Annotated in this window: 16 protein-coding genes; 9 read left to right on the forward strand and 7 right to left on the reverse strand. The window is 73.0% G+C overall.

Features of this window, described 5'->3' with window-relative positions; translation table 11 throughout:
* Positions 1–16 precede the first annotated feature (16 nt).
* The 3 genes from ABD844_RS35070 to ABD844_RS35080 all read right to left on the reverse strand — a co-directional run bounded on the left by ABD844_RS35070 (position 17) and on the right by ABD844_RS35080 (position 3,949).
* Positions 17–2,410: an ATP-binding cassette domain-containing protein gene (locus ABD844_RS35070; protein ID WP_344887535.1), complete on the reverse strand. Its 2,394-nt coding sequence runs from the start codon at positions 2,408–2,410 to the stop codon at positions 17–19.
* A gap of 189 nt (positions 2,411–2,599) precedes the next feature.
* Entirely contained in the window at positions 2,600–2,950 is a 351-nt protein-coding gene (locus tag ABD844_RS35075) for a VOC family protein (protein WP_344887538.1), read from the reverse strand.
* A 201-nt stretch (positions 2,951–3,151) separates the two neighbouring features.
* Positions 3,152–3,949, reverse strand: a complete 798-nt coding sequence (locus ABD844_RS35080; protein ID WP_344887541.1) for a VOC family protein — start codon at positions 3,947–3,949, stop codon at positions 3,152–3,154.
* Between the two features lie 187 nt (positions 3,950–4,136).
* Between ABD844_RS35080 and ABD844_RS35085 the strand changes: the two genes are divergently transcribed.
* The 5 genes from ABD844_RS35085 (at position 4,137) to ABD844_RS35105 (ending at position 10,881) form a co-directional block, all read left to right on the forward strand.
* Positions 4,137–4,577 carry a helix-turn-helix transcriptional regulator gene (locus ABD844_RS35085; protein WP_344887544.1) on the forward strand — a complete coding sequence of 147 codons (441 nt, stop codon included), beginning with the start codon at positions 4,137–4,139 and terminating at the stop codon, positions 4,575–4,577.
* A gap of 10 nt (positions 4,578–4,587) precedes the next feature.
* A complete protein-coding gene (locus ABD844_RS35090) occupies positions 4,588–4,998 on the forward strand; it encodes a VOC family protein (RefSeq protein ID WP_344887547.1) in 411 nt (136 codons plus the stop codon).
* 171 nt (positions 4,999–5,169) lie between these two features.
* Positions 5,170–6,246 carry a hypothetical protein gene (locus tag ABD844_RS35095; RefSeq protein WP_344887550.1) on the forward strand — a complete coding sequence of 359 codons (1,077 nt, stop codon included), beginning with the start codon at positions 5,170–5,172 and terminating at the stop codon, positions 6,244–6,246.
* Positions 6,247–6,276: 30 nt separating this feature from the next.
* Positions 6,277–10,599, forward strand: coding sequence for an HAD-IC family P-type ATPase (locus ABD844_RS35100; RefSeq protein ID WP_344887552.1), 4,323 nt, complete (start codon positions 6,277–6,279; stop codon positions 10,597–10,599).
* A gap of 156 nt (positions 10,600–10,755) precedes the next feature.
* On the forward strand, positions 10,756–10,881 hold the full coding sequence (locus ABD844_RS35105; protein ID WP_344887554.1) for a hypothetical protein: 126 nt from the start codon (positions 10,756–10,758) through the stop codon (positions 10,879–10,881).
* 21 nt (positions 10,882–10,902) lie between these two features.
* Here ABD844_RS35105 and ABD844_RS35110 read toward each other — a convergent pair whose 3' ends face one another.
* Complete coding sequence (locus tag ABD844_RS35110) at positions 10,903–11,694, reverse strand: phosphotransferase (RefSeq protein ID WP_344887557.1); 792 nt, start codon at positions 11,692–11,694, stop codon at positions 10,903–10,905.
* A gap of 125 nt (positions 11,695–11,819) precedes the next feature.
* Here ABD844_RS35110 and ABD844_RS35115 point away from each other — a divergent pair, with 125 nt between their 5' ends.
* Positions 11,820–12,770: a phosphotransferase family protein gene (locus ABD844_RS35115; protein WP_344887560.1), complete on the forward strand. Its 951-nt coding sequence runs from the start codon at positions 11,820–11,822 to the stop codon at positions 12,768–12,770.
* Positions 12,771–12,863: 93 nt separating this feature from the next.
* Here ABD844_RS35115 and pip read toward each other — a convergent pair whose 3' ends face one another.
* Positions 12,864–13,796: a prolyl aminopeptidase gene (gene pip / locus ABD844_RS35120; RefSeq protein ID WP_344887563.1), complete on the reverse strand. Its 933-nt coding sequence runs from the start codon at positions 13,794–13,796 to the stop codon at positions 12,864–12,866.
* A gap of 155 nt (positions 13,797–13,951) precedes the next feature.
* On the opposite strand from pip, the gene ABD844_RS35125 reads away from it, so the two are divergent.
* The 3 genes from ABD844_RS35125 (at position 13,952) to ABD844_RS35135 (ending at position 17,175) form a co-directional block, all read left to right on the forward strand.
* The gene (locus tag ABD844_RS35125) at positions 13,952–14,443 is read left to right on the forward strand and encodes a SigE family RNA polymerase sigma factor (RefSeq protein ID WP_344887566.1); all 492 of its coding nucleotides are present in this window, start codon (positions 13,952–13,954) and stop codon (positions 14,441–14,443) included.
* Positions 14,440–15,594 carry a TolB family protein gene (locus ABD844_RS35130; RefSeq protein ID WP_344887569.1) on the forward strand — a complete coding sequence of 385 codons (1,155 nt, stop codon included), beginning with the start codon at positions 14,440–14,442 and terminating at the stop codon, positions 15,592–15,594. The genes ABD844_RS35125 and ABD844_RS35130 overlap by 4 nt, the downstream gene beginning before the upstream one ends.
* 93 nt (positions 15,595–15,687) lie before the next feature.
* A complete protein-coding gene (locus ABD844_RS35135) occupies positions 15,688–17,175 on the forward strand; it encodes a hypothetical protein (RefSeq protein ID WP_344887572.1) in 1,488 nt (495 codons plus the stop codon).
* Positions 17,176–17,281: 106 nt separating this feature from the next.
* Here ABD844_RS35135 and ABD844_RS35140 read toward each other — a convergent pair whose 3' ends face one another.
* Together ABD844_RS35140 and ABD844_RS35145 are read right to left on the reverse strand one after the other, a co-directional pair.
* On the reverse strand, positions 17,282–19,081 hold the full coding sequence (locus ABD844_RS35140; protein ID WP_344887575.1) for a glycoside hydrolase family 99 protein: 1,800 nt from the start codon (positions 19,079–19,081) through the stop codon (positions 17,282–17,284).
* Between the two features lie 252 nt (positions 19,082–19,333).
* Complete coding sequence (locus ABD844_RS35145) at positions 19,334–21,352, reverse strand: ROK family protein (protein ID WP_344887577.1); 2,019 nt, start codon at positions 21,350–21,352, stop codon at positions 19,334–19,336.
* Positions 21,353–21,388: the final 36 nt, after the last annotated feature.

The raw sequence follows: 21,388 nt of genomic DNA on the forward strand, positions 1-21,388 counted from the left end.
TGGGCAGGGGCGCGGTTCAGGCGCCGACGTAGTCCGCGAGATGCCGGCCGGTGAGGGTGGAGCGGGCGGCGACCAGGTCGGCGGGGGTGCCTTCGAAGACGACCCGGCCGCCGTCGTGACCGGCGCCGGGCCCCAGGTCGATGATCCAGTCGGCGTGCGCCATGACGGCCTGGTGGTGCTCGATGACGATGACCGACTTGCCGGTGTCGATGAGCCGGTCGAGCAGGGCGAGCAGGTGTTCGACGTCGGCGAGGTGCAGGCCGGTGGTCGGCTCGTCGAGGACGTAGACGCCGCCCTGCTCGGCCATGTGGGTGGCCAGCTTGAGCCGCTGCCGCTCGCCGCCGGACAGCGTGGTGAGCGGCTGGCCGAGGCTGAGGTAGCCGAGCCCGACGTCGGCGAGCCGTTCGAGGATGGCGTGCGCGGCGGGCGTACGCGCCGGGCCCGCGCCGAAGAACTCCCTGGCCTCGGCCACCGGCATCGCGAGCACCTCGCTGATGTCACGGCCGCCGAGGTGGTGCTCCAGCACGGCGGCCTGGAACCGCTTGCCGTCGCACTCCTCGCACGGGGTGGCGACGCCCGCCATCATGGCCAGGTCGGTGTACAGGACTCCGGCGCCGTTGCAGGCAGGGCAGGCGCCCTCGGAGTTGGCGCTGAACAGCGCCGGCTTGACGCCGTTGGCCTTCGCGAACGCCTTGCGGATCGGGTCGAGCAGCCCTGTGTAGGTCGCCGGGTTGCTGCGCCGCGAGCCGCGGATGGCGCCCTGGTCGATCGCCACCACCCCGGCCCGGGACGGGATCGAGCCGTGGATGAGCGAGCTCTTGCCTGAACCGGCCACACCGGTGACGACGACCAGCACGCCGAGCGGGATGTCGACGTCGACGTCACGCAGGTTGTGCCTGGTCGCGCCGCGGATCTCGAGGGTGCCGGTGGGGGTGCGCACCGTCTTCTTGACGGCGGCCCGGTCGTCGAGGTGGCGGCCGGTGAGCGTGCCGGCCGACCGCAGCCCCGCGACGGTGCCCTCGAAGCAGACCTCGCCGCCCGCCGTGCCCGCGCCGGGGCCGAGGTCGACGACGTGGTCGGCGATGGCGATCACGTCCGGCTTGTGCTCCACGACGAGCACGGTGTTGCCCTTGTCGCGCAGGCGGAGCAGCAGCTCGTTCATCCGCTGGATGTCGTGGGGGTGCAGGCCGGTGGTGGGCTCGTCGAAGACGTAGGTGGTGTCGGTGAGCGAGGAGCCGAGGTGGCGGATCATCTTGACGCGCTGCGCCTCGCCCCCCGACAGCGTGCCGGACGGCCGTTCGAGTGAGAGGTAGCCCAGCCCGATCTCCACGAACGAGTCGAGCGTGCGCAGCAGCGTGGCCAGCAGCGGCGCCATCGACGGCTCGTCGAGCTCGCGCACCCAGTCGGCCAGGTCGCTGATCTGCATGGCGCACGCGTCGGCGATGTTGAGCCCGCCGACCTTCGACGAGCGGGCCGCCTCGCTGAGCCGGGTGCCGCCGCAGTCGGGACAGGCGGTGAAGGTGACCGCCCGGTCCACGAACGCGCGGATGTGCGGCTGCATCGCCTCCTTGTCCTTCGACAGGAACGACTTCTGGATCTTGGGGATCAGCCCCTCGTACGTGAGGTTCACGCCCTCGACCTTGACCTTGGTCGGCTCGCGGTAGAGGAAGTCCCGCATCTCCTGCTCGGTGAACTCGCGGATCGGCTTGTCCGGGTCGAGGAAACCCGACTCCGCGTAGGTCCGCACCGTCCACCAACTGTCCGACTTCCAGCCCGGGATGGTGAACGCGCCCTCGGCGATCGACTTGGTGTCGTCGTAGAGCTGGGTCAGGTCGATGTCGGAGACCGCGCCCCGGCCCTCGCAGCGCGGGCACATGCCGCCGAGGCGGGTGAAGGTCTGTTTCGTGGTCTTGCTGCCGCCGCCGCGTTCGACCGTCATCGCGCCGCTCGCCCGGACCGAGGGGACGTTGAAGGAGAACGCGTTGGGCGAGCCGAGATGGGGCTGCCCGATCCGGCTGAAGAGGATGCGCAGCATCGCGTTGGCGTCGGTGGCGGTGCCGACGGTCGAACGGGGGTCGGCGCCCATCCGCTGCTGGTCGACGATGATCGCGGTCGTCAGCCCTTCGAGCACGTCGACCTCGGGCCGCGCCAGCGTCGGCATGAAACCCTGCACGAAGGCGCTGTAGGTCTCGTTGATCATCCGCTGCGACTCCGCGGCGATCGTGCCGAACACCAGCGAGCTCTTGCCCGAGCCCGAGACTCCGGTGAACACCGTCAACCGGCGCTTCGGCAGCTCGACGCTGACGTCCTTGAGGTTGTTCACGCGCGCGCCGTGCACGCGGATCCGATCGTGGTTGTCGGCGACGTGCGGCGCGGGCTGTTGCGTGTCCGTCCTCGAGGCCGTGCTCATCATCTCTCCATCTGTTGGGCGGAATCCGCTGGGCGGAGTGTGTCGGGTGGGAGCCGGGCGCAGTCTGCCGGGCTGGGCCGCGCGGTCCGCGGCCACCCTCGGTGTGGCCGCCCGTGCCGTCCGACCCGTGCCGCCCGGCTTCGAGCAGAGTACGTCCCGCGCTCCGTTGCTGCGGCCCTGGCCCCGGGCTCACCGGTCCTGGAGCAGCCCGAGGACGTTGCCGTCGGGGTCGGTGATCGTGGCCACCAGGCGGCCGCCGCCGACGTCGTGCGCGGGCTCCTTCACGGTGGCGCCGGCCGCGGTCACCTCGGCCAGCTTCGCCTCGATGTCGGCCACGTGCCAGTAGGCCACCGGCGAGGTCATGCCCTGCGGCCCGCCGCCGGGCACCAGCCCGATGTGCTGGCCCTCGGCGTCGAACCCGACGTAGTAGGAGCCGTCGGCCTGCGGCTCGATGCCTAGCAGGGCGGCGTACACGGCCTTGGACTTCGCGAGGTCGGAGACGGGGTGCAGCACGGTCTTGATTCCCTGGGTGGCGGTCATGGTCGCTCCTTGAGTGTTCGTGGGTCTGACGGGATCGCCGGGTGTGACGACGGCTGGGGGAGCCCGATCGCGGTCCGGCACGCCCGCCGTCGTCGGCGAGGTGGTGCCACGCTAGTGGCGGCCCCGTGACCTGCGCTTCTCGAATCCTGCTCGACCTGTTGATCTACAATGTAAAGGCGCCGGGCGCGGTGCTCGCCGCCGTCACGCGGCGCTCACCCGCCACAGGTGGCCGTCGGGGTCGGCGAAGTGCCCGGAGTAGCCGCCCCGCGCGCCCTCCCCGGCCGCGACCGCGATGCGGCCCCCGGCGGAGTGCGCGGCGGCGAGGATGGCGTCGACCTCCGCGCGCGACCCGGCTCGGTGGTGGAGGACGACCGCGCGGAAGCCGGCGCCGTCCCCGCCGATGCCGGCGTCCTTGGCGAGGGTGGCGCGGGGCAGCAGGCCCAGCCGGGAGCATCCAGGGGTCAGGTGGAAGTCGACGTACTTGTTGCCGTAGTCCCTGTCGACCGTCATGCCCAGGGCCGCGTAGAAGGTCTTGGACGCCGTCGGCTCGGCCACGCCGAGGAGGGCGCCGGTCTCGGTCGGCACCGGGGGCTCGCCGGCGGGACCGGTGTCCTTCCTGGTGGGCGCGGCCAGCTTCCAGACGGCGCCGTCGGGTGCCTGGTAGACGGCCGAGAATCCGGCGAACAGGGATCTCTTCGCGGGCTTGAGCACCTTCGCCCCGCCGCGGACGGCGGCGTGCAGGAGGGATTCGACCTCGCTGGGCTGGCTGACCACGTAGGACAGGACGTAGCCGCGGAAGCCGGAGGTCTCGGGGCCCGTGCCCGCGTCGGCGGCGAGCGTGCCGGTGGCGTGCAGGGCGATCCGTGCGGTTCCGTGGAGGTCGAGGTTCGCGTCCTGGCCGTGGCCGCCGGTGGTGGGGGAGAGCGCGGAGGTGTAGAACGCGTGCGCGGCCGGGACCTCCGGCACGCCGAGGGTGATCACGTCGAGGGCGAGGGGCATGGTCGTCTCCTTGGGCGTCGGGGGCCTCGCGGCGGTTGGGGGTGAGGCCCGGGTTGTCACGCTAGGCAGGGCCGGGAGACGGGCGCTTCTCGATTCCTGACGAGTCCGGGCGTCTGTCCCGCCGTAGCGAAGATCGCGTTTATACAGGTCAGCGGCCTTTGTCGGCTCGCGGTGGTAGCCTGCCGCCATGAGCCCGCAAGACCTCGCCAACCTCGCGCACCTGCGGCGGGCGCGGGACCTGATCGACCGCGAATACGCGCGTCCGCTCGACGTGCCGACGATGGCCCGGCACGCGCTGATGTCGCCGTCGCACTTCTCGCGGCAGTTCCGTGCGGCCTACGGGGAGACGCCGTACAGCTATCTCATGACCCGCCGCATCGAGCGGGCGATGGCGCTGTTGCGGGCGGGCGCGAGCGTGACTGACGCGTGCATGGCGGTCGGCTGTACGTCGCTGGGCTCGTTCAGCTCGCGGTTCACCGAGTTGGTGGGGGAGACCCCGAGCGCCTATCGCGCCAGGGAGCACGTCGCCGTGACGGCGATGCCGGCCTGCGTGGCGAAGGCGCACACCCGTCCGACGAGAGACGCGTCGAGCAGGATCGGAGAAGCGCGCCGCGAGGCCGCCGCCTAGCGTTGGCGGCATGACCATCGCACTCCAGTACTGCCACGTCACCGTCAACGACGTGGACGAATCGCTCGGCTTCTACCGTGACGCGCTCGGCCTCGAGGTGCGCAACGACGTGGCGTCCGGTGACCACCGCTGGGTCACGCTGGGCAGCTCGACCCAGCCGGGCCTCGAGATCGTGCTCTCCGATCCGCACGCCGGCCGGTCCCGGTCCGACGGCGACGCCCTGCAGGAACTGCTCACCAAGGGCGTCCTGCCGATGATCGTCTTCCGTACCGACGACCTCGACGCGACCTTCGAGAGGGTGCGGGTGTCCGGCGCCGAGGTGCTGCAGGAGCCCATCGACCAGCCGTGGGGGCCGCGTGACTGCGCGTTCCGTGACCCTTCGGGGAACATGGTGCGGATCTCCCAGGAGCCCAAGGCGTAGTCGCGATCGGCCCGGCGCCACCTGACCCTCCAGGTACGCAAGCCGGTACCGGCCCGACTCGCCGAGCCGGTATAAGGCGTGCAAAGTTGCCCAAATCTGTGCTGTCCGGAATTAAGCCGAGCGGTTACGGAAAGGGGGATATGAGGTTTTCCTCATCAAGGAGGAGGGATCATGGCCGCCACCCAGCCGCGAGGGCGCCGAGCCACCGCATCCAACGGCAAGGTGCCCAAGCGGTTCACGCTTGACCTGCCGATGCTCAGCATCGAGGTCCGCCGGCCCGAGGTCCGGCTGCCGCAAGTTGAGCTGCCGCACGTCGAGATGCCGCACATCAGCAGGCAGGAGATCGGCCACTACGTCGATGTCGCCCGGACGTTCGTCCCGCCGCCCGAACGCATCGCCTACTACGGCGCGCTCGGCGCGCTGGCGGCGCTCGGGCTCGTCGAGTGGCCCGTCGCCGCCGCCATCGGGGCGGGAATGGTCATCGCGCAGCGGCGGCGGCAGGAGCCGCCGTCCTGGCCCGGTGGACGGCGCCAGACTCCGGCGTCGGTGGAGACCGGCGACTCGGAGAAGCCGGCCACCACCGCCACGCGGCGCCGGACAGCGGCGACCTCGGGCACCACCGGCCGAGGCAGGACCGCCACGACCGCGCGCGCCACCACCCGCCGCAAGACCACCACGACCGCGGGCACCCGCAAGGCCGCCACCACGCCAGGCACCACGTCGGGCACCCGCAAGGCCGCTACTACGTCGGGCACCCGCAAGGCCGCCACTTCGGGCACCCGCACGGCGACCGCCACGTCGGGCACCCGCAGGACCACTGCCACCTCGGGCACCCGCAAGGCCGCTACTACGTCGGGCACCCGCAAGACCGCCGCCACCTCGGGCACCCGTAGGACGGCCACGACCGCGGGCGCCCGCAAGGCCGCCACCACCGCCTCAGGCGGTCGCAAGACGACCACGACCTCAGGCAACGGGCGGCGCAAGACAGCCACCACCTCGGCCACCGCCCGCCGCAGGACCACCACGGCCGCCGCGACTTCGAGCACCGGCCGCCGCAGGACCACCACGACCGCGAAGACCTCGGGTACCGCCCGGCGGAGGGCCGTCACGGCCACGAGCCCGAGGAAGACCACGACCGCGAAGACCTCGGGTACCGCCCGGCGGAGGGCCGTCACGGCCACGAGCCCGAGGAAGACCACGACCACCACAGGCACCAGCAGACGCAAGAGCACCTCGCCGAGCAGGTGATCAGCGACGCCGCCTTAGACGGGAGGACCCATGGCGTTGTTCGGCCTGCTCTCCGCCGACGTCTTGTTCGACATGCTCCCCGAGCCGGTGAGGGGCGTCCTCCCGCGCTCCCGCCGGGTCACGCCGTGCCCGGGCGGCTATCGCATCGAGCTGCGCTACATCGGCGGGCCCCGGACGGAGGGGCCCGCCCGTACGTTGGAGGACCGGCTGCTCGCGGTCGGCGTGGTACGCGCGGAGGTGAACGGCACGCTCGGCTGCGTGTACGTGGCCTGCGACGAGACCGCCGACCTCGACAAGCTCGTGACCATCGTCGAGGAGTACGACGAGCAGGACGAGGCCGGCAAACGGCGGCCCGGCCAGGCCCGCGTGTTCGACGGCGTGGAGCAGCAGGCCAGAGCCGCCGTCTGCCTGGGCCTGCAGATCGCCGGCACCGGGCTGGCGACGACCGGCCGGCTCGCCCGCCTGCCGAGGCTGCCCGCCCTGGTGCCCGGCGTCATGGCGCTGGTCGAGCACACCCCGCGCATCCGGGTGGAGCTGGAGCGTCGGCTCGGCAAGTCCCTCGGGGACGCGGTGGTCGCGACCGGGCGGGTCGCCTCGCAGACGCTGGCCCTGCGGCCCGCGGGCCTGATGATCGACTCGGTGGCCGCTGCCGGACGTTACGTCGAGGCGCGCGCCGGGCGCAGGGCGTGGCGGCGGCGTGAGGAGGAGTTCGCCGCGGAGGACGGGGCGTACCGGCACGCCGGTACGGCGGTGGCGGCGCGGCCGGTCCCGCTGGCGCGCGGGCCCGTGGAACGCTACGGCGACGCGGCCGCCACGACGGGCGTGGCCGCGCAGGGCGTGACCACGCTCATCAGCCGCAACCACCATCGGGGCCTGTCCATGCTGATCACCGCCATCCCCAAGGCGGCGAACCTCGGCAGGGAGGCCTACACCAGCTCCGCCGCCCGCCGCCTGGCCGAGGGCGGCACGATGGTGCTGCGCCGTGAGGCCCTGCTGCGCATGGACCGCATCGACACCGTCGTCGTGGACGCCGCCGTGCTCGCCACGGGGGACTGGACGATCGACGCCGTGCACCCGCTCACCCCCGAGGTGGACAGGGACGACCTGCACGCCCGCCTGTACACGCTGCTCGACCTCACCGACCCGGCGGCCAGGCGGGAACGCGACGGATGGAGTGTGCGACCGCATCCCAGCGTGCCCGGGCCGTGGCGCGGGCTGGGGCTGCGCGCGGTCGAGGTGTCGCGGGACGGCACGCCGGTCGCCCTGGCCGGGCTGGCCCGCGAGCCGCACCCCCTCGCCCAGGCCCTGGTCGCGGCGCCCAAGGAGGCGTGCACGGTGATCCTGGCCGGCGGGGAGCCCGGCCTGGCCGAACGGCTGGGCGTGGAGCGTACGGTCGAGGGCGGGGCCAGGCTGGCCGCGTCGGTGCGGGCCCTTCAGGCGGAGGGGCACGGCGTGGCCGTGGTGTCGCGGCGCGGGCGGCGCGGGCTGCGTCAGGCCGACCTGGGCATCGGCGTGCTCGGCGGCGGTGTACGCGCCGCAGGGGGGCGGGTCCCCTGGGACGCCGACGTGATCGGCGAACTCGACGCCGTGCACCTGCTCCTGCGCTTCCTGGCCTCGGCCAGGACGGCGAGCACGCGCGGCGTGTACGTGGCCGCCGCCGGTTCTGTCGCCGGAGCCGGGCTGGCGCTGCTCGGCCCCGCCACGGCCGCGGTCGCCCGCGCGAACCTGGCCCGCGACTGCACGGCGCTGGCCGCCCTCGCCTCCGGGGAGTGGGCGGGCTGGAACGTGGGCCGCGAGGCTCCTCCGGTGCCCGCCGACCACACGCCCTGGCACGCCATGGCGGTCCGCGACGTCCTTGACCGGCTGCGTACGTCCCCCAACGGGCTGACCGAGCCGGAGGCCGCACTCCGCAGAACCGCCCGGCAGGCCGCCGCCGAGCCGGTGTCGCTGATCAGGGCGTCCCTGGAGGACCTGGTCAACCCGCTGACGCCGGTGCTGGCCGCGGGGGCGGGCCTGTCGGCCGCGTTCGGCTCGGTGCTCGACGCGGCGCTGATCAGCACGGTGACCGCCGTGGGCGGGCTGCTCGGCGGCGCGCAGCGCCGGGGCGCGGCCCTGGCGCTGCACCGTCTCACCGAGACCACCGCCGTCCCGGTACGGCTGCGCCGCCCCACCGGCGTCGTGGAGGGCGACGCCGACGCCCTGGTGCCCGGGGACGTGATCGAGCTGAAGGCCGGGGACGCCGTACCGGCCGACGGGCGCCTGATCCAGGCGGCCGGGCTGGAGGTCGATGAGTCGACCCTCACCGGCGAGTCCCAGCTCGTCGCCAAGACGGCCGCGCCGACGGCGGCTTCGGCCGTCGCGGACCGCGCCTCGATGGTCTATCAGGGCACGACTGTCGCGGTGGGGCACGCCCTGGCCGTGATCGTGGCGACGGGTGAGGCGACCGAGACGGGCAGGACGGCCAGGCTGGCCCAGGAGGGCCCGCCGCAGAGCGGGGTGGAGCTGCGCCTGCGCTCGCTGAGCCGCCGGATCCTGCCGGCCGCGCTGGGCTCCGGGGCGCTGCTGATGGCCGTCGAGCTGGTGCGCGGCTCGCCGATGTCGCAGGCGCTGGCCCCGGCGGTCAGCATGATCGTGGCCTCGGTCCCGGAAGGGCTGCCGTTCGTCGCCACCGTGGCGGAGCTGGCCTCGGCCAAGCGGTTGTCCGTGCACAACACGCTCGTACGCAACCCGTCCACGATCGAGGCCCTGGGCCGGGTGGACGTGCTCTGCTTCGACAAGACCGGCACGCTCACCGAGGGGCACATCAGCCTGCGCCTGGTCTCGGACGGCCGTACCGAGCAGGCCGTGGAGGAGGCCACGCCCGAGCTGAGGGCGATCGTCGGGGCCGCGCTGCGCGCGGGGCCCAGGTTCGGGCGCGGGCACACCGTTCCGCACCCCACCGACCGCGCGATCGTGAACGGCGCCGAGCGGCTCGGCCTCACCCCCAGCGACGGGCTGGAGAGCTGGCAGCGGGTGGACGAACTGCCGTTCGAGCCGGCCCGCGGCTACCACGCCGTACTCGGCCGGTCGGAGTCGGGGCAGATGCTGAGCGTCAAGGGCGCTCCCGAGATCGTGCTCACCCGCTCGACCTCCATCGCCGTGGACGGGGGCAGCGTCCCGCTGGACGAGCGCACCAGGCAGGAGCTGGAGCAGGAGGTGGAGCGCCTGGCCCTGCGGGGCTACCGGGTGCTCGCCGTCGCCGAGCGGCCCGCCTCCAGCCGGGCCGACCTCGACGAGTCCCGCATCGAGAGCCTGTGTTTCCGTGGGTTCCTCGGGCTGGCCGACCCGGTGCGCCCGACGGCCAAGCGCAGCGTGAAGCAGCTCGTGGGGGCCGGCGTACGGGTCGTCATGGTCACCGGCGACCATCCCAGCACGGCGGAGGCCATCGGGGCGGAGATCGGCGCGCTGAACGGCCTGCGCGTGATGACCGGCCCCGAGCTCGAGGGGCTCGACGACGAAGCCCTGACCGAGGCGCTGCCGAAGGTGGCGGTCTTCGCCCGGGTGACGCCCGAGCACAAGGCGCGGATCGTCACCTGCCTGCGCAAGGCCGGCAAGGTCGTGGCCGTCACCGGCGACGGCGCCAACGACGTGCCCGCGATCCGGCTCGCCGATGTGGGCATCGCCCTCGGCACGAACGCCGCCCCCGCCGCCAGGGCCGCGGCCGACATCGTGATGGCCGACGACCGCATCGAGACGATCATCGATGCGATCGTGGAGGGCCGGGGCATGTGGGCCTCCGTACGCGATGCCCTGGGCATCCTGCTGGGCGGCAACATCGGGGAGATCGCGTTCACGCTCGGGTCCAGCTTCCTGACCGGCCGCAGCGCGCTGAACGCCCGCCAGCTCCTGCTGGTCAACCTGCTCACCGACATGCTGCCCGCGATGGCGGTGGCCATCCGGCCGCCGAGCGCCTCCAGCCCGGAGCGCCTGCTGGCGGAGGGGCCGGAGGCGTCGCTGGGCGCCGCCCTGACCCGCGACATCTACCGGCGGGCCGTCGCCACGGGGGCGGCGGCGGGCGTGGCGTGGCTGCTGGCCCGGGTGACCGGCACCCGCGGCCGGGCCGATACGGTGGGGCTGATCGGGCTGGTGTCGGCGCAGCTTCTGCAGACCTTGGCGATGGGCCGGCGGGACCGGATGGTGGTGGCGGCCGTGGTGTCGTCGCTGGGCGTGCTCGGGTTGATCGTCTCGGTGCCCGGCCTCAGCCAGCTCTTCGGCTGCCGCCCGGTCGGGCCGTTCGCGTGGGGGATCGGGCTGGGCTGCGCGGCTGCGGCGACGAAGGTGACCGCGATCCTGGAGCGGCCGGACACGGACTGAGCACAGACTGAGCAGGTACTGAGCACGGACTGAGCACGGACTGAGCAGTGAACAGTCATCGTCTGTTCACCAAATCGATAGACTACTTGATACCATATATACACTTTTGGACAGAAACATGCCTGTAAGTGCTGTTCTGACCGGGTAGGTAGAGAGTTGTCTGAATTTCTGGCCTCCATGGTGGCCAAGGCCGCCTTCATGCTCCTGGAAGCGCTGATCATGCGCTTCGTGCAGAGCCTCATCACGTCCATCACCCGTCCCGCGGGGGTACGGCTCGCCTGACGCGACCTCCCGCGCTGCTCGTCAGCGGGGTCTGAGCCGCTGAGCCGTCTCCAGCCAGGCGGTGACGTCGGAGTCGGCGTGGTGGCGGATGGCCCAGTCGACCAGGCGCAGGCTCATGTGCGCCCAGCAGGCCGGGGTCACGGCGCCGGGCGCGCCCGCGCGCAGCCCGGGGGCCCGACGGGCCAGGTCGAAGCGGAGCGTGACGAGATCGAGGTCCGCGTCGCCGCGCGCGGCGCCGTCCCAGTCGATCACGCCCGTGACGGTCCCGGCCGCGTCCACCAGGACGTTGCCCGCGTGGAAGTCGTAGTGGACCAGGTCGTCGCCCTCCAGCGTGTCGGGGAACGCGCGGCCGATCTCCTCGACCTGGTCGAGGAGGCGGCGGGTCCGGCTGTCGTACGCGCGCAGCGATCCGTGCAGGCAGAAGCCTGGGCCGTCCGTACGCAGGTGCAGCCGCACCGGCTCCAGGTCCTGGCGCCCGGCGAGGATGCCGCGGCAACGCCGGTTGATCTCGACCATGCCCGCGACGATCTCCGCCGTGGGCGCGTGCGGGGCCACGCCGGGCAGCGCCTGCTGAACGACCAGCGGGGGGTGTACCAGCTCGTACTCCGGCGCGGGGACGCCCGCCGCCCTGGCCGCCGACAGCAGGGCGCGCACGTCGGGACCGCGGGTCAGCACGGACCGGTGGCCGTCCGGCCAGCGTACGTAGGCGGCGCCCACCTCCCCTCCGGCGCAGGGCCCGTCGTAGGCGAGGGGCACGGGCAACTCGCGCAGGGCCCGGTGAACGTCCAGCTTGGGGACGGGCGGCAGCGTCATGACGTCCACTATGGACGCCACCACCCTCGCGGGACGCATGCGCCGAGCCGGCCGACGGGGACGGGCACGCCTCCGGCTCGAATAACGGTTCGATGGGCGGCCCGCGCCGCTGGTAACGTGCCGCCGTGACCCATGACGACACCGGCACCTCAGATCCGCGGCGCGTGGCCGAGGAGGTCCTGCGCGAGCACGGGGCCGATCCCGGCGGCGCCGAGCGCGGCCGGGGCTGGACCAACGCCACGTGGCTGACCGGCGAGTTCGTCGTCCGCGTGGCGACCAGGCCAGGAGCCGCCGACCTGCTCCGCGAGGAACGCCTGGTGCGGCTGCTGCCCGCCGAGGTCGGCCATCCCCCCGTGATCGACGCGGGTGTCCTGCGCGGCCATGAGTGGGTGCTGTCCCGGCGGGTCGCCGGGCAGAGCCTGGAGGAGGTCTGGCCGTCGCTCGACCACGCGGCCCGCTCCCGGGCGATCGAGCAGATGTGGGAACGCGTCCGCCACGTCCATCGCGTCGACGTCGCCGCCGCGGCACCGTTCGCCCGCCCCAGATCGCCGTTCTTCCCCGAGAGCCCGGCGGCGGCCACGGCCGCACTCGACCGGCTCGTCTCGGCCGGTGGGCTCACCCCGGCCCAGGCCAAGGGGCTCGGCCGGGCGCTCGACCGCTTCTGGGCCGCGCTGCCCGCCGCGCCCGAGGCGCTCAACCACGGCGACTTCTGCACGCCCAACACCCTGTGGCACGACGGCCGCGTGGTCGCGCTGCTCGACTTCGAGTTCGCCGTCGTCGCCCCCATCGCGATCGACCTCAACGAACTCATCAAGATCGCCTTCGGCCCCGGCGACCCCGGCGAACGCACCCCGCTGCAGCCCGTGGTCCGCCGCGTCGCCGCCGCGGAGCTGGACGCGGCGGGCGGCCCCGACGTGCTCATCGGCTACTCGATCATGCTTGAGATGTGGGTGCTGGAGCACGAGCTGTCCTCCGACGACCCCGACGAGACCGACCGCGCCACCGCCACCGCCATGCTCACGGCCTTCGCCGAGGACGACGGCGGCTACTACGCCCCACTCCTCGACCAGATCTGAGCGCCCCGCCCGCCTTCCGGGCCATGCCGGGACGAGGCCCGCCCTCCGGGCCAGGCCGAGGATCGGGCGCGGAACCACGGCTCCCCGTACGGCTCAGCGGAACCGTTCGGTAGCAGCGATCACCTCCGCCGCCATCCCGGCCCCGCCATGCCCCTCATCGACCACGACCAGCTCGCTGCCCGGCCAGTTCCTGTGCAGCTCCCAAGCGGTCTCCAGCGGCCCGCTCACATCGAGCCTGCCGTGCACCAGCACCCCCGGCACACCCTCGAGCAGGCGAGCCCCCTCCACCAGGTCACCCCGTTCGGCCAGGAAACAGTCATTGGCCCAGTAATGCGTGACCAGCCGCGCGAACGTCATACGGCGCACGGGATCCTCGAACAGCGGGCTCGGCCGATGCCGGGGGTCGAGGCTCACGTGGGCGTCCTCCCAGTCGCACCAGTCGCGGGCCGCCTGCTCGCGGGTGCGCGGATCGGCCAGGAGCCTGGCGTAGGCCGCGGGCAGGCTGCCGTCACGGTCCCGCTCGGGCACGGCGTCGCGGAAACGTTCCCATTCTTGCGGGAAGATCCGCCCGACGTCACGGGTGATCCACTCGATCTCCTTGCGGCGTCCCGCCGTGACCGCGAACAGGATCAGCTCACTCACGCGCTGCCGGTACTCCTGCGCGTACGCCAGGCCCAACGTCGAGCCCCACGAGACCCCGAGCACCTGCCACCTGTCGATGCCGAGCCGCTCGCGCAGCAGCTCCATGTCGGCGATGAGGTGCCGGGTGGTGTTGACCGACAGGTCCGTGTCCAGCAGCCCGGCGTCCGGCGTGCTGCGACCGCACCCCCGCTGGTGGAACAGCACGATCCGGTACGCCTCGGGATCGTGATACCGCCGCCAGTTCGCCGACGCCGCGCCACCCGGGCCACCGTGCACGATCACCGCGGGCTTGCCCGCCGGGTCGCCGCTGACCTCCCAGTAGATCTGATTACCGTCGCCCACGTCGAGCATGCCCTGGTCGTACGGCTCAATCGGGGAATACATAGCGGCCAAGGTAACCGATGCCCGCCGAGCAGGGGCCCGCGTCCGAGCCACCGCGCCCCGGCGACGGGCCGAATCGTGATGCAACACTTCGCGGGCCCTCCTTCTCTAAGAAGAGATGGACGAGGAAAGGTGACCGGGGTGAAAGGGCGACAGCGTTGAAAACGGACCCGCGCTTCGCTGACTTCGTCGCCAACCGGGGGGACGCTCTGCTGCGCTACGCCTACCTGCTCGCCGGTGACCCGCACGACGCGGCCGACCTGGTTCAGGAGGCGCTGCTGAAGCTGCGTACGTCGTGGGAGAAGGTCCGTATGAAGGACAACCCGGAAGGCTATGCCCGGGCCACCATCGCCCATCTCCACCTGGCCGCCCACCGGTTACGACGCCGGGAGCGCCCGTCCTGGGACCTGCCGGAAGCCGCGTACCACGACGTCCCGGAGTCCGGCCCCGACGATCCTCTGTGGCTGGCGCTGGCCGACCTGCCCCGCAAACAGCGCGCGGTGCTGGTGCTGCGCTACTACGAGCAACTGACTGATGCCGAGATCGCCTCCGTGCTGGGCATCTCGCGCGGCACGGTACGCAGCCAGGCGTCCAGGGCGCTGGACAAGCTCCGCTCCGTCCTTCCCGCCGCCGACAGGAGCATCCCGTGACCGACCTCGAAGACGCTCTCCGCCAGACGCTCACCCGGGCGGTCCCGTACGCTCCGCGCACGTCGGAGGCGCTGGTCACGCACGTGGAGACGCGTTATCGCGCCCGGCGGCGGGCCAGGAGGGCGCTGGCCGTGACCGTGGCCGCCGTGGTCGCCGCGACGGGCGCGACGGCCGTGGTCGTCCAGAACCGAACGGAGCCGTCCGGCCTGACGGCCGAGCGGGGCGCGCCGTCGGCTCGGGCGAGTGACCACCCCCCGCCGCTGGAGGAGGTCTGGCCCCAGGCCGTCACCCGTGTCCCCACCCACCTGCCGGACGGCAGACGGTACCGGCCGGTGGAGCTGCTCGACGACCGCACAATGCTCATCCTGAGCTGGGACAGCGACGGACGGTACGCTCTGCACACGTACGACCTGGACACCCGCACGGCCCGGCAGCTCACGCCCGTGGCCGGCCAGTCGCCGGAGAACCTCACCACAGGTGAGGAGCACGTGGCCTGGTGGGTCATCGACGGGGACCGAGCGGCGGTCTGGGCCGCGCCCCTGGCTGGCGGCGCGGCCAGGAAGGTGACCGCGTTCCGCGGCGTCCCCGACCGGCTGGCCATCGCCCGTGGAAAGGTCTACCTCTCCGTCACGGGGGGCGGCCTCTTCGCCGCACCGCTCACCGGCGGCGCCGCTGAGCCCGTCAGCCGCGCGGGTCAAGCCTCCCTGCTGGACTACCCCTGGGTGGGAACGGCGGCGCGCGGGTTCACCGACCTCCTCAACCTGGAGACCGGCGAGCGGGACCGCGCCGTCGTCCGCACGGGTGAGACGGATGTCGTCTGCGACAGCGCCTACTGCGTACTGTCGCGGGAGGGCCGGTGGTTCGTCCGCCGCCGCGACGGCTCCCAGGAGCGGCCCATGAACCAGTCGGCCCTGATCCAGGCGCCTGGCATGGGGAGGGACGTTCCGTTCGCCGGTCGAGTCCAGGTCGCGATGAGCGCCACCGCCGGCTACTCGCTGATCGACCTGGCCACCGGAGAGGCGGGCGACTTCGGAATCCGTCCCGGCGCCGACGGAATGCTGGTCATCGTCGGGCTGGTCGCGAGCGGCGGCCTGGTGAGCTACGAACTGGGCGTCGAGCGAGTCGTCATCGACCTCGAAAGCATCCCGTAGGGCCCGCTGACGTCGTCCGGCCCCCGCGGCTCGAACCCTCACGATCGTGTTCCGGCATGATCCGGATACCCTGCTGTGGCGCCGGCCGAGGAGATGTGTGCGGGGCGGCTGCTGTCGGTCGGTCTGATCAAGGAGATCGAGCTCGTGAACTCCCGGTTGGAGGGAGAGCGCATCCCGGTTGCGCGGCTGCGTGCGCTCTGGACGGCGCTGAAGGCGCGGCCGCTGCTGCTCGTGCCGGTGTGGGTGTGGCGGTGGCTGGTGCCGGTCGCGGCCGGGGGCGCCGTGGGGGCGGTCGTGGCCGCGCTCGTTCCTGACGTGCTTCCCGCTGTGGCGGCCGGTCTGGTCGCGGGCGGGGTGGCCGTGGCACTCCAGACGGCGGAGCCGGACGGGTCCCTGGCGCCGCTGGCGGACGAGGAACTGCACCGGCTGGTCGCCGAGGTGGCCGCCGAGCTGGGAGTGCGCAGGCCGAGGCGGGTGTGCGCGTGGGCGCGTCCCGACGCGCTGGCCGTGCGGGTCGCTCCCTGGAGAGACGAGTTACGCCTTGGGCTGCCGTACCTGACGGAGATGCACCGCGACGAACTGCGTGCCGTGGTCGCGTTTGAACTCGCGCTGCTCGCCCTGCGCCGGTCCCCGCTCGCCTACGCCCTGCACAGGTGGTGGCTCACGGACTCGTGGCGGTGGCGGACGGTGCCGGACGAGGTCGAGGCGGCGGTGGACGGCATGTTTCGGAGTGCCGACGCGGCGGCGGCCCGCGTGGCAGGCGTGCCGGGCTGCGCGTCGGCTCTGCTGCGCGGCGGCCTGATCACGAATTCGTTCATCTGGTTCGCCGGATGGTACGGCGGCATGGCGGTGATGGCGGGCGGCTTCTCACCCGACCTGTACGCGAACTGGCGCTGGAAGGCACGCCACGACGGTCTCCTGACGGCCTTCGTCCGCACCGTAGCGCAGGCCGACAGCTCAGCCTCCCCCACCGGCCGAATCGCCGCCGTCACCGGCGAGGAGCCCGCCACCGTCGCGGCCCGGATCGCCGCTCTCACGGCTGCCGACGTCGCCGCCCCCATGATGGGCGTTGTCGTGGGGGAGCGCCCGGCTGCCACCGCCGACGGGGTCGGGGTCCAGACGGCAGACGCCGGATCAGCGGTCCTGGCCGGAGGACTGCCGGAGCAGGTCGAGACGCGGCTGGCAAGGGCGTGGACGCGCGAAGTGCACACCCGTCCGGCCGCGCGGGCCGTGCCCTTGCGTGAGGTGCCTGACCGAACCTGGGACGAGGTGTACGAGGGGGAGCGCGCCGAAGTGCTGGCCGCCGCCCGCGTCCTGCTCGGCCGGAGGGAGGCGACCTCCCAGGACGTCGTGGACCTCGCCCGCGCCGGCCGAGCCGGCGAACTCGCCTGGGACCACCTCGGGTCCTTGTGCTCCCATGGGGATCCGGCCGTGTGCGTGCTCTACCCGGTGCTCCACCGCCAGTTGCGGGAGGCCGGCCACGCCTACGCGCACCCGCTCGCCCGCCGCATCCTGATCGCCCCGGACGGCACCCGGGTGGACGTGGCCGCGCACGCCGCGGAGATCGCGGCCGCCACATAGGCGTTCCTTGACCGGAGCGATGAACCCACAGGGCCGCCCGGACGGCGGGGTACGCGGTCCGGGCGGCGTCATGCGTCGGCGTTACGTGTCGAGGTCGGTGGATCCGTCAGGAGTTGGCGATGGAGAGGTCGTCGAGGAAGGCGGTGAAGTCGCCCGTGGCGCCGCGCCGGTCGTAGCCGACGAGGATCTTGTCGATGGTCTTGCCGTTCAGCGCGCTCCCCACCTGGCTCTGGATCGTCGTCCACGTGCCGACCTGGCCCTTGGGCGCCGCCGGGTGCATGTCGACGCCGGTCGTCGTGGTCGCCGAGCTGTCGCGCAGGGTGGAGCCGTCCGTCATGACGAGGTCGACCGCGACGTGCCGGCCGCCCGCGTCCTTCGGCAGGAACGCGTACGACAGCCGCGTCCGGGCGCTCACCGGGATGTCGACGTCGAACACCTGGAAGTACGCGTACGAGTGACCGCTCGCCGTGGAACTGCCCTGCGCGCGCAGCGCCGACTCGCCGAGCTGGTTGTCCTGGCCGGTCACCGGGGCGAGCGTGGGGGAGCCGGTGCCGCCCGGCCCGGCGACGTTCGACAGGCCGCCCGGCACCGGGGTGCTGGTCCAGGTCGGCCGGGCGTCGGTGTCCTGTTCCAGGCTCGTACGGAAGAAGACAGGACCGGCGGACAGCGGGATGGGCACCTGGGTGACGAGCGGGTCCGCACCCGAGATCATGCGGGTGGCCTTGCCCGCCAGGCGCAGGTAGAAGTCGGAGGAGACGAACTTGCCGTCGGCGCTGGTGGTCAGGAAGTACTGGTTGGTCGGGATCATCGAGGAGTCCTCGGCGGCCGGCGTGATGGCCGTGCTCTCGTCGTACTCGTCGAACATGGCGATGAACGCCTGCGGCACCCCGGCCTTGCGGACGTTGACGGCCTGCTGCCACAGGTAGTCGCCGCTGCGGCGGGGGATTTCGTTGCGCGGCCCGTCCTTCCAGTTGGACCAGGCGAAGCCCGGGTAGATCACCGGCAGGTAGTCCTGGCCCGTCGCGCTCAGCGCCGCGAGGTCGTCGGCGATCTGCGGAGCCGTGTCGGCGGTGCTGCCGACCATCCACGGCGACAGCATGTCGAACGCCCGGTAGACGGGCGCGAAGCCGGGCTTGGCGCCCGCGTCGGTACGCCAGCCGCGCGGCACCCCGCCGACGACGTAAAGGCCCTGGTCCTTGAACCACCGCACCACGCGCTCGGCCTGTTCGGCGGTGCCAGGACGGTTGGTGAAGCCGAGGCCCCAGATCTCGACGACGGGCTTGCCGTTCCCCTTGGCGTAGGCGGGGGAGTCGGTCAGGCGCAGGGTGCCGGTGATGACGTTCGTCCAGTCGTCCTTGAGCACCTGCTCCAGGTTGGCGTCGGTGAGGCCGCTGACGTCGTACTCGACGTAGAAGCCGCGGCCGTACTTCTCGGCGGCGGCCCTGGCCTTGGTGGCGATCGAGTTGCGGACGACCGCCCGCGGCGCGTCGGGGACGGAGATGTCGCTGCCGAACCGCTGGAGCGCGGCGCCGTCGATGCCGTACTGGTTCATCCACGCGAAGTGCCGGTCCACGACCTCGGCCGGGTAGGACGAGAAGAGCGTGGCGGGCTGGCCGTTGCCGAGCGGCGCGTACCCGGTGGGGAACTTGGCGGAGGCCGGGTACTGGGTCATGTCGGGGTAGAGCTCGAAGGTCTGGTTGCCGGGCGACGGCTGGGTTCCGGCCCAGTGCCGCCAGGCGTTGAGCGGCGACCCGTCACCAGGGGCGCTGAACCACCCCTGGTATCCGGCGTACACCTTGTTCTTCAGGGTCGGGTTGGCGTTCCTGGGGGTCGGGTCGGCGGCCGCGGAGGCCGCGGGCAACCACTGGGCGGTCACCAGGAGGCAGATGACGAGGACAAGTCTCACGATGCGCCTTCGGGGGGTCGGGGGCAGGGGACCGCGACCGCGGACCACCGGACGAGGGCGCGGTGAACAGGGACGCGCGCCATCGCGTCATGGCAGGCCGAGGTACGCGGGCCGCGGGGCGCCAAAGGTACGGCCGGTCCACGCGGGTGTGGTCGAGCGACTTATGTGACGGCTATGTAAATCCAATGGATTGACTATGTCAATGCCCGAAACATCGCCACCCCTGCCGCCGCCCCGGCCCGGCCCGCTCGCTCAGGCGCGGCGAGCCGGCCGGGCGCGCGTGCTCAGGCTCGGTGTGAACGCCTCGTGGAACACGCTCGACGCGGCCCCCACCGCGGCCGCCGCCTCGTTGAGACGGGACTGCGCGACGTGCACGTCGCGCACGTGCCGCGCGAGCGGGAACCGGTTGACCGCCGCCGCGATCCCCCGCCGGTAGATCTCGGCCACCGAGGGCAGCACGGCCGGGCCGCCGATGATGACGAGCTCCACGTCGAGGAGGTCGACGAACCCGACCGCCCCGAGGCCCAGCACCCTGGCCACCTCCTCCAGCACCGCGACCGCGCGCCCGTCGCCGCGCGCCGCCGCCGCGCACACCCACTCGTACGCCCCGTCGCCCTGCGGGACCACCAGCCCGGCGGCGATGGCACGATCCACCACCGCCGAGATCGGCGCGCACTCGGGGACGCTGCCAGGACCGCCCTCGTCCGTCACCGCACCCTTGTTGATCGCGCACAGGCTCCCGACCTCCCCGGCGTTGCCCGTGGTGCCGCGATAGACGTCGCCGTTGAGGAACGCGCCGCTGCCCGCCCCCGCCCCGAGGTAGAGGTAGACGAAGTCGCCCGCCCGGTCGGCGGCGCCCAGCCAGCGTTCGCCGATCGCCGCGGCGGTGGAGTCCTTCTCCACGATCACCGTGGTGTCCAGCCGCTCGGCCAGCTCGGCCCGGAGCGCGACCTCCTCCCAGCCCTTGAACAGGGGCGGGTCGAGCAGCAGCTCGGCCCGCGTGTCGAGCGGGCCGGGCACGGCCACGCCGACGCCCAGCAGCGCCTCGGACGCGGGCGTCGCCGCCGCGGCCGATTCGAGCGCCAGCCGCGTCATCTGCTCGATGCACCACGACGGCTCGCGCCGCCCGGCGAGGGGCATCTGCCGCTGGTCGAGGACCTCCCCGCACAGGTCGACCGCCACCACCGTGATCATCTCGGGGTCGAGGTGCACGCCGATGGCCGAGGCGGCGTCGGGCCGCAGCCGCAGCGGCACCCGCGGCTTCCCGGCGCCGGCCGGCTGCCGCTCGTCCTCGGTCAGCAGGCCGGAGGTGAGCAGGTTGCGGGTGATCCTGGAGACCGCCTGCGGCGTCAGCCCGGTCTGCTCGGCGATCTCCACCCGGCTGAGCGTCACCGCCTGCCGGATGCTCTCGATCACCAGCTTCTCGTTGTACGAGCCGAGCGCGAGCTGGTTGAACGCCCGGGGAGCCGGGTGGGCCTGCGCCTGCTGCACCGCGGGCTCCCAGCGCAGCCAGGTGAAGGCCGGCCCCTGGGGGTCGTCGGCGTGGTCCTGCGCGGCCCCGGTCAGCGCGCTCAGCACCGGCCTGACCCGGCCGGGGAACTCCGCCAGCTCGGCCAGCGCGACGGCGCACGCGGTGCCGTACCAGCTCATTCCCGGACCGGCGCGGTGCCAGGCAGCCTGGCTTGCCGCCTGGGCCGCCGCCTGGCCTGCCGCCGGGTCGGCTGGCACGGCGTGCTCGCCCCAGGTCAGCACGTGCAGCTCGCTGTCCGGGTGGCGTTCGGCGAGTGCGGCGACGAGCGCGCCCGGGTCACCCGCGGAGCCGTTGAGAGCGCCGGCGCCGTCGGCGGTGGGCAGGGCGTCGCGGACGCGGTCGAGCTGGGCGGCGAGCGCCGTGTGGATCGAACGCCGCTCGTCGGCGTCGGCCGCTCGGCCACGCTGCCCTCTCGGGCGGGCGCCCTGGCCCAGGACCAGCACGGCCGACTCGCCTCTGGCCCAGATGCCGAGCAGCTCGGCGCGCGGGCAGGGCGGGTCGGAGGGCAGGGTGGCGGGGCCGCTCTCGCCCGGCGTGTATCCCCAGTGCCGCCACACTTTGGTGAGCGTGGCGTGGGAGATGCCGAGGTGGTCGGCCAGCGCGCGCGCCGACCACGTGCGGCCGGGGGCGGGCGGCCCGGCCAGCGTGGTCGCCAGGACCTCTCCCTCGTCCACGCGGGGCGCGCGCCCGCCGGTGCCGCGACCGGTTTCCTCCGCGGTGTTTCTGCGTGCGGCGCTCACGCCGCGAAGGAGGATCGCAGTGGGCGCTTCCGGCCG

Origin of the sequence: Nonomuraea antimicrobica, assembly GCF_039536965.1 — a bacterium.
Lineage (GTDB): Bacteria > Actinomycetota > Actinomycetes > Streptosporangiales > Streptosporangiaceae > Nonomuraea > Nonomuraea antimicrobica.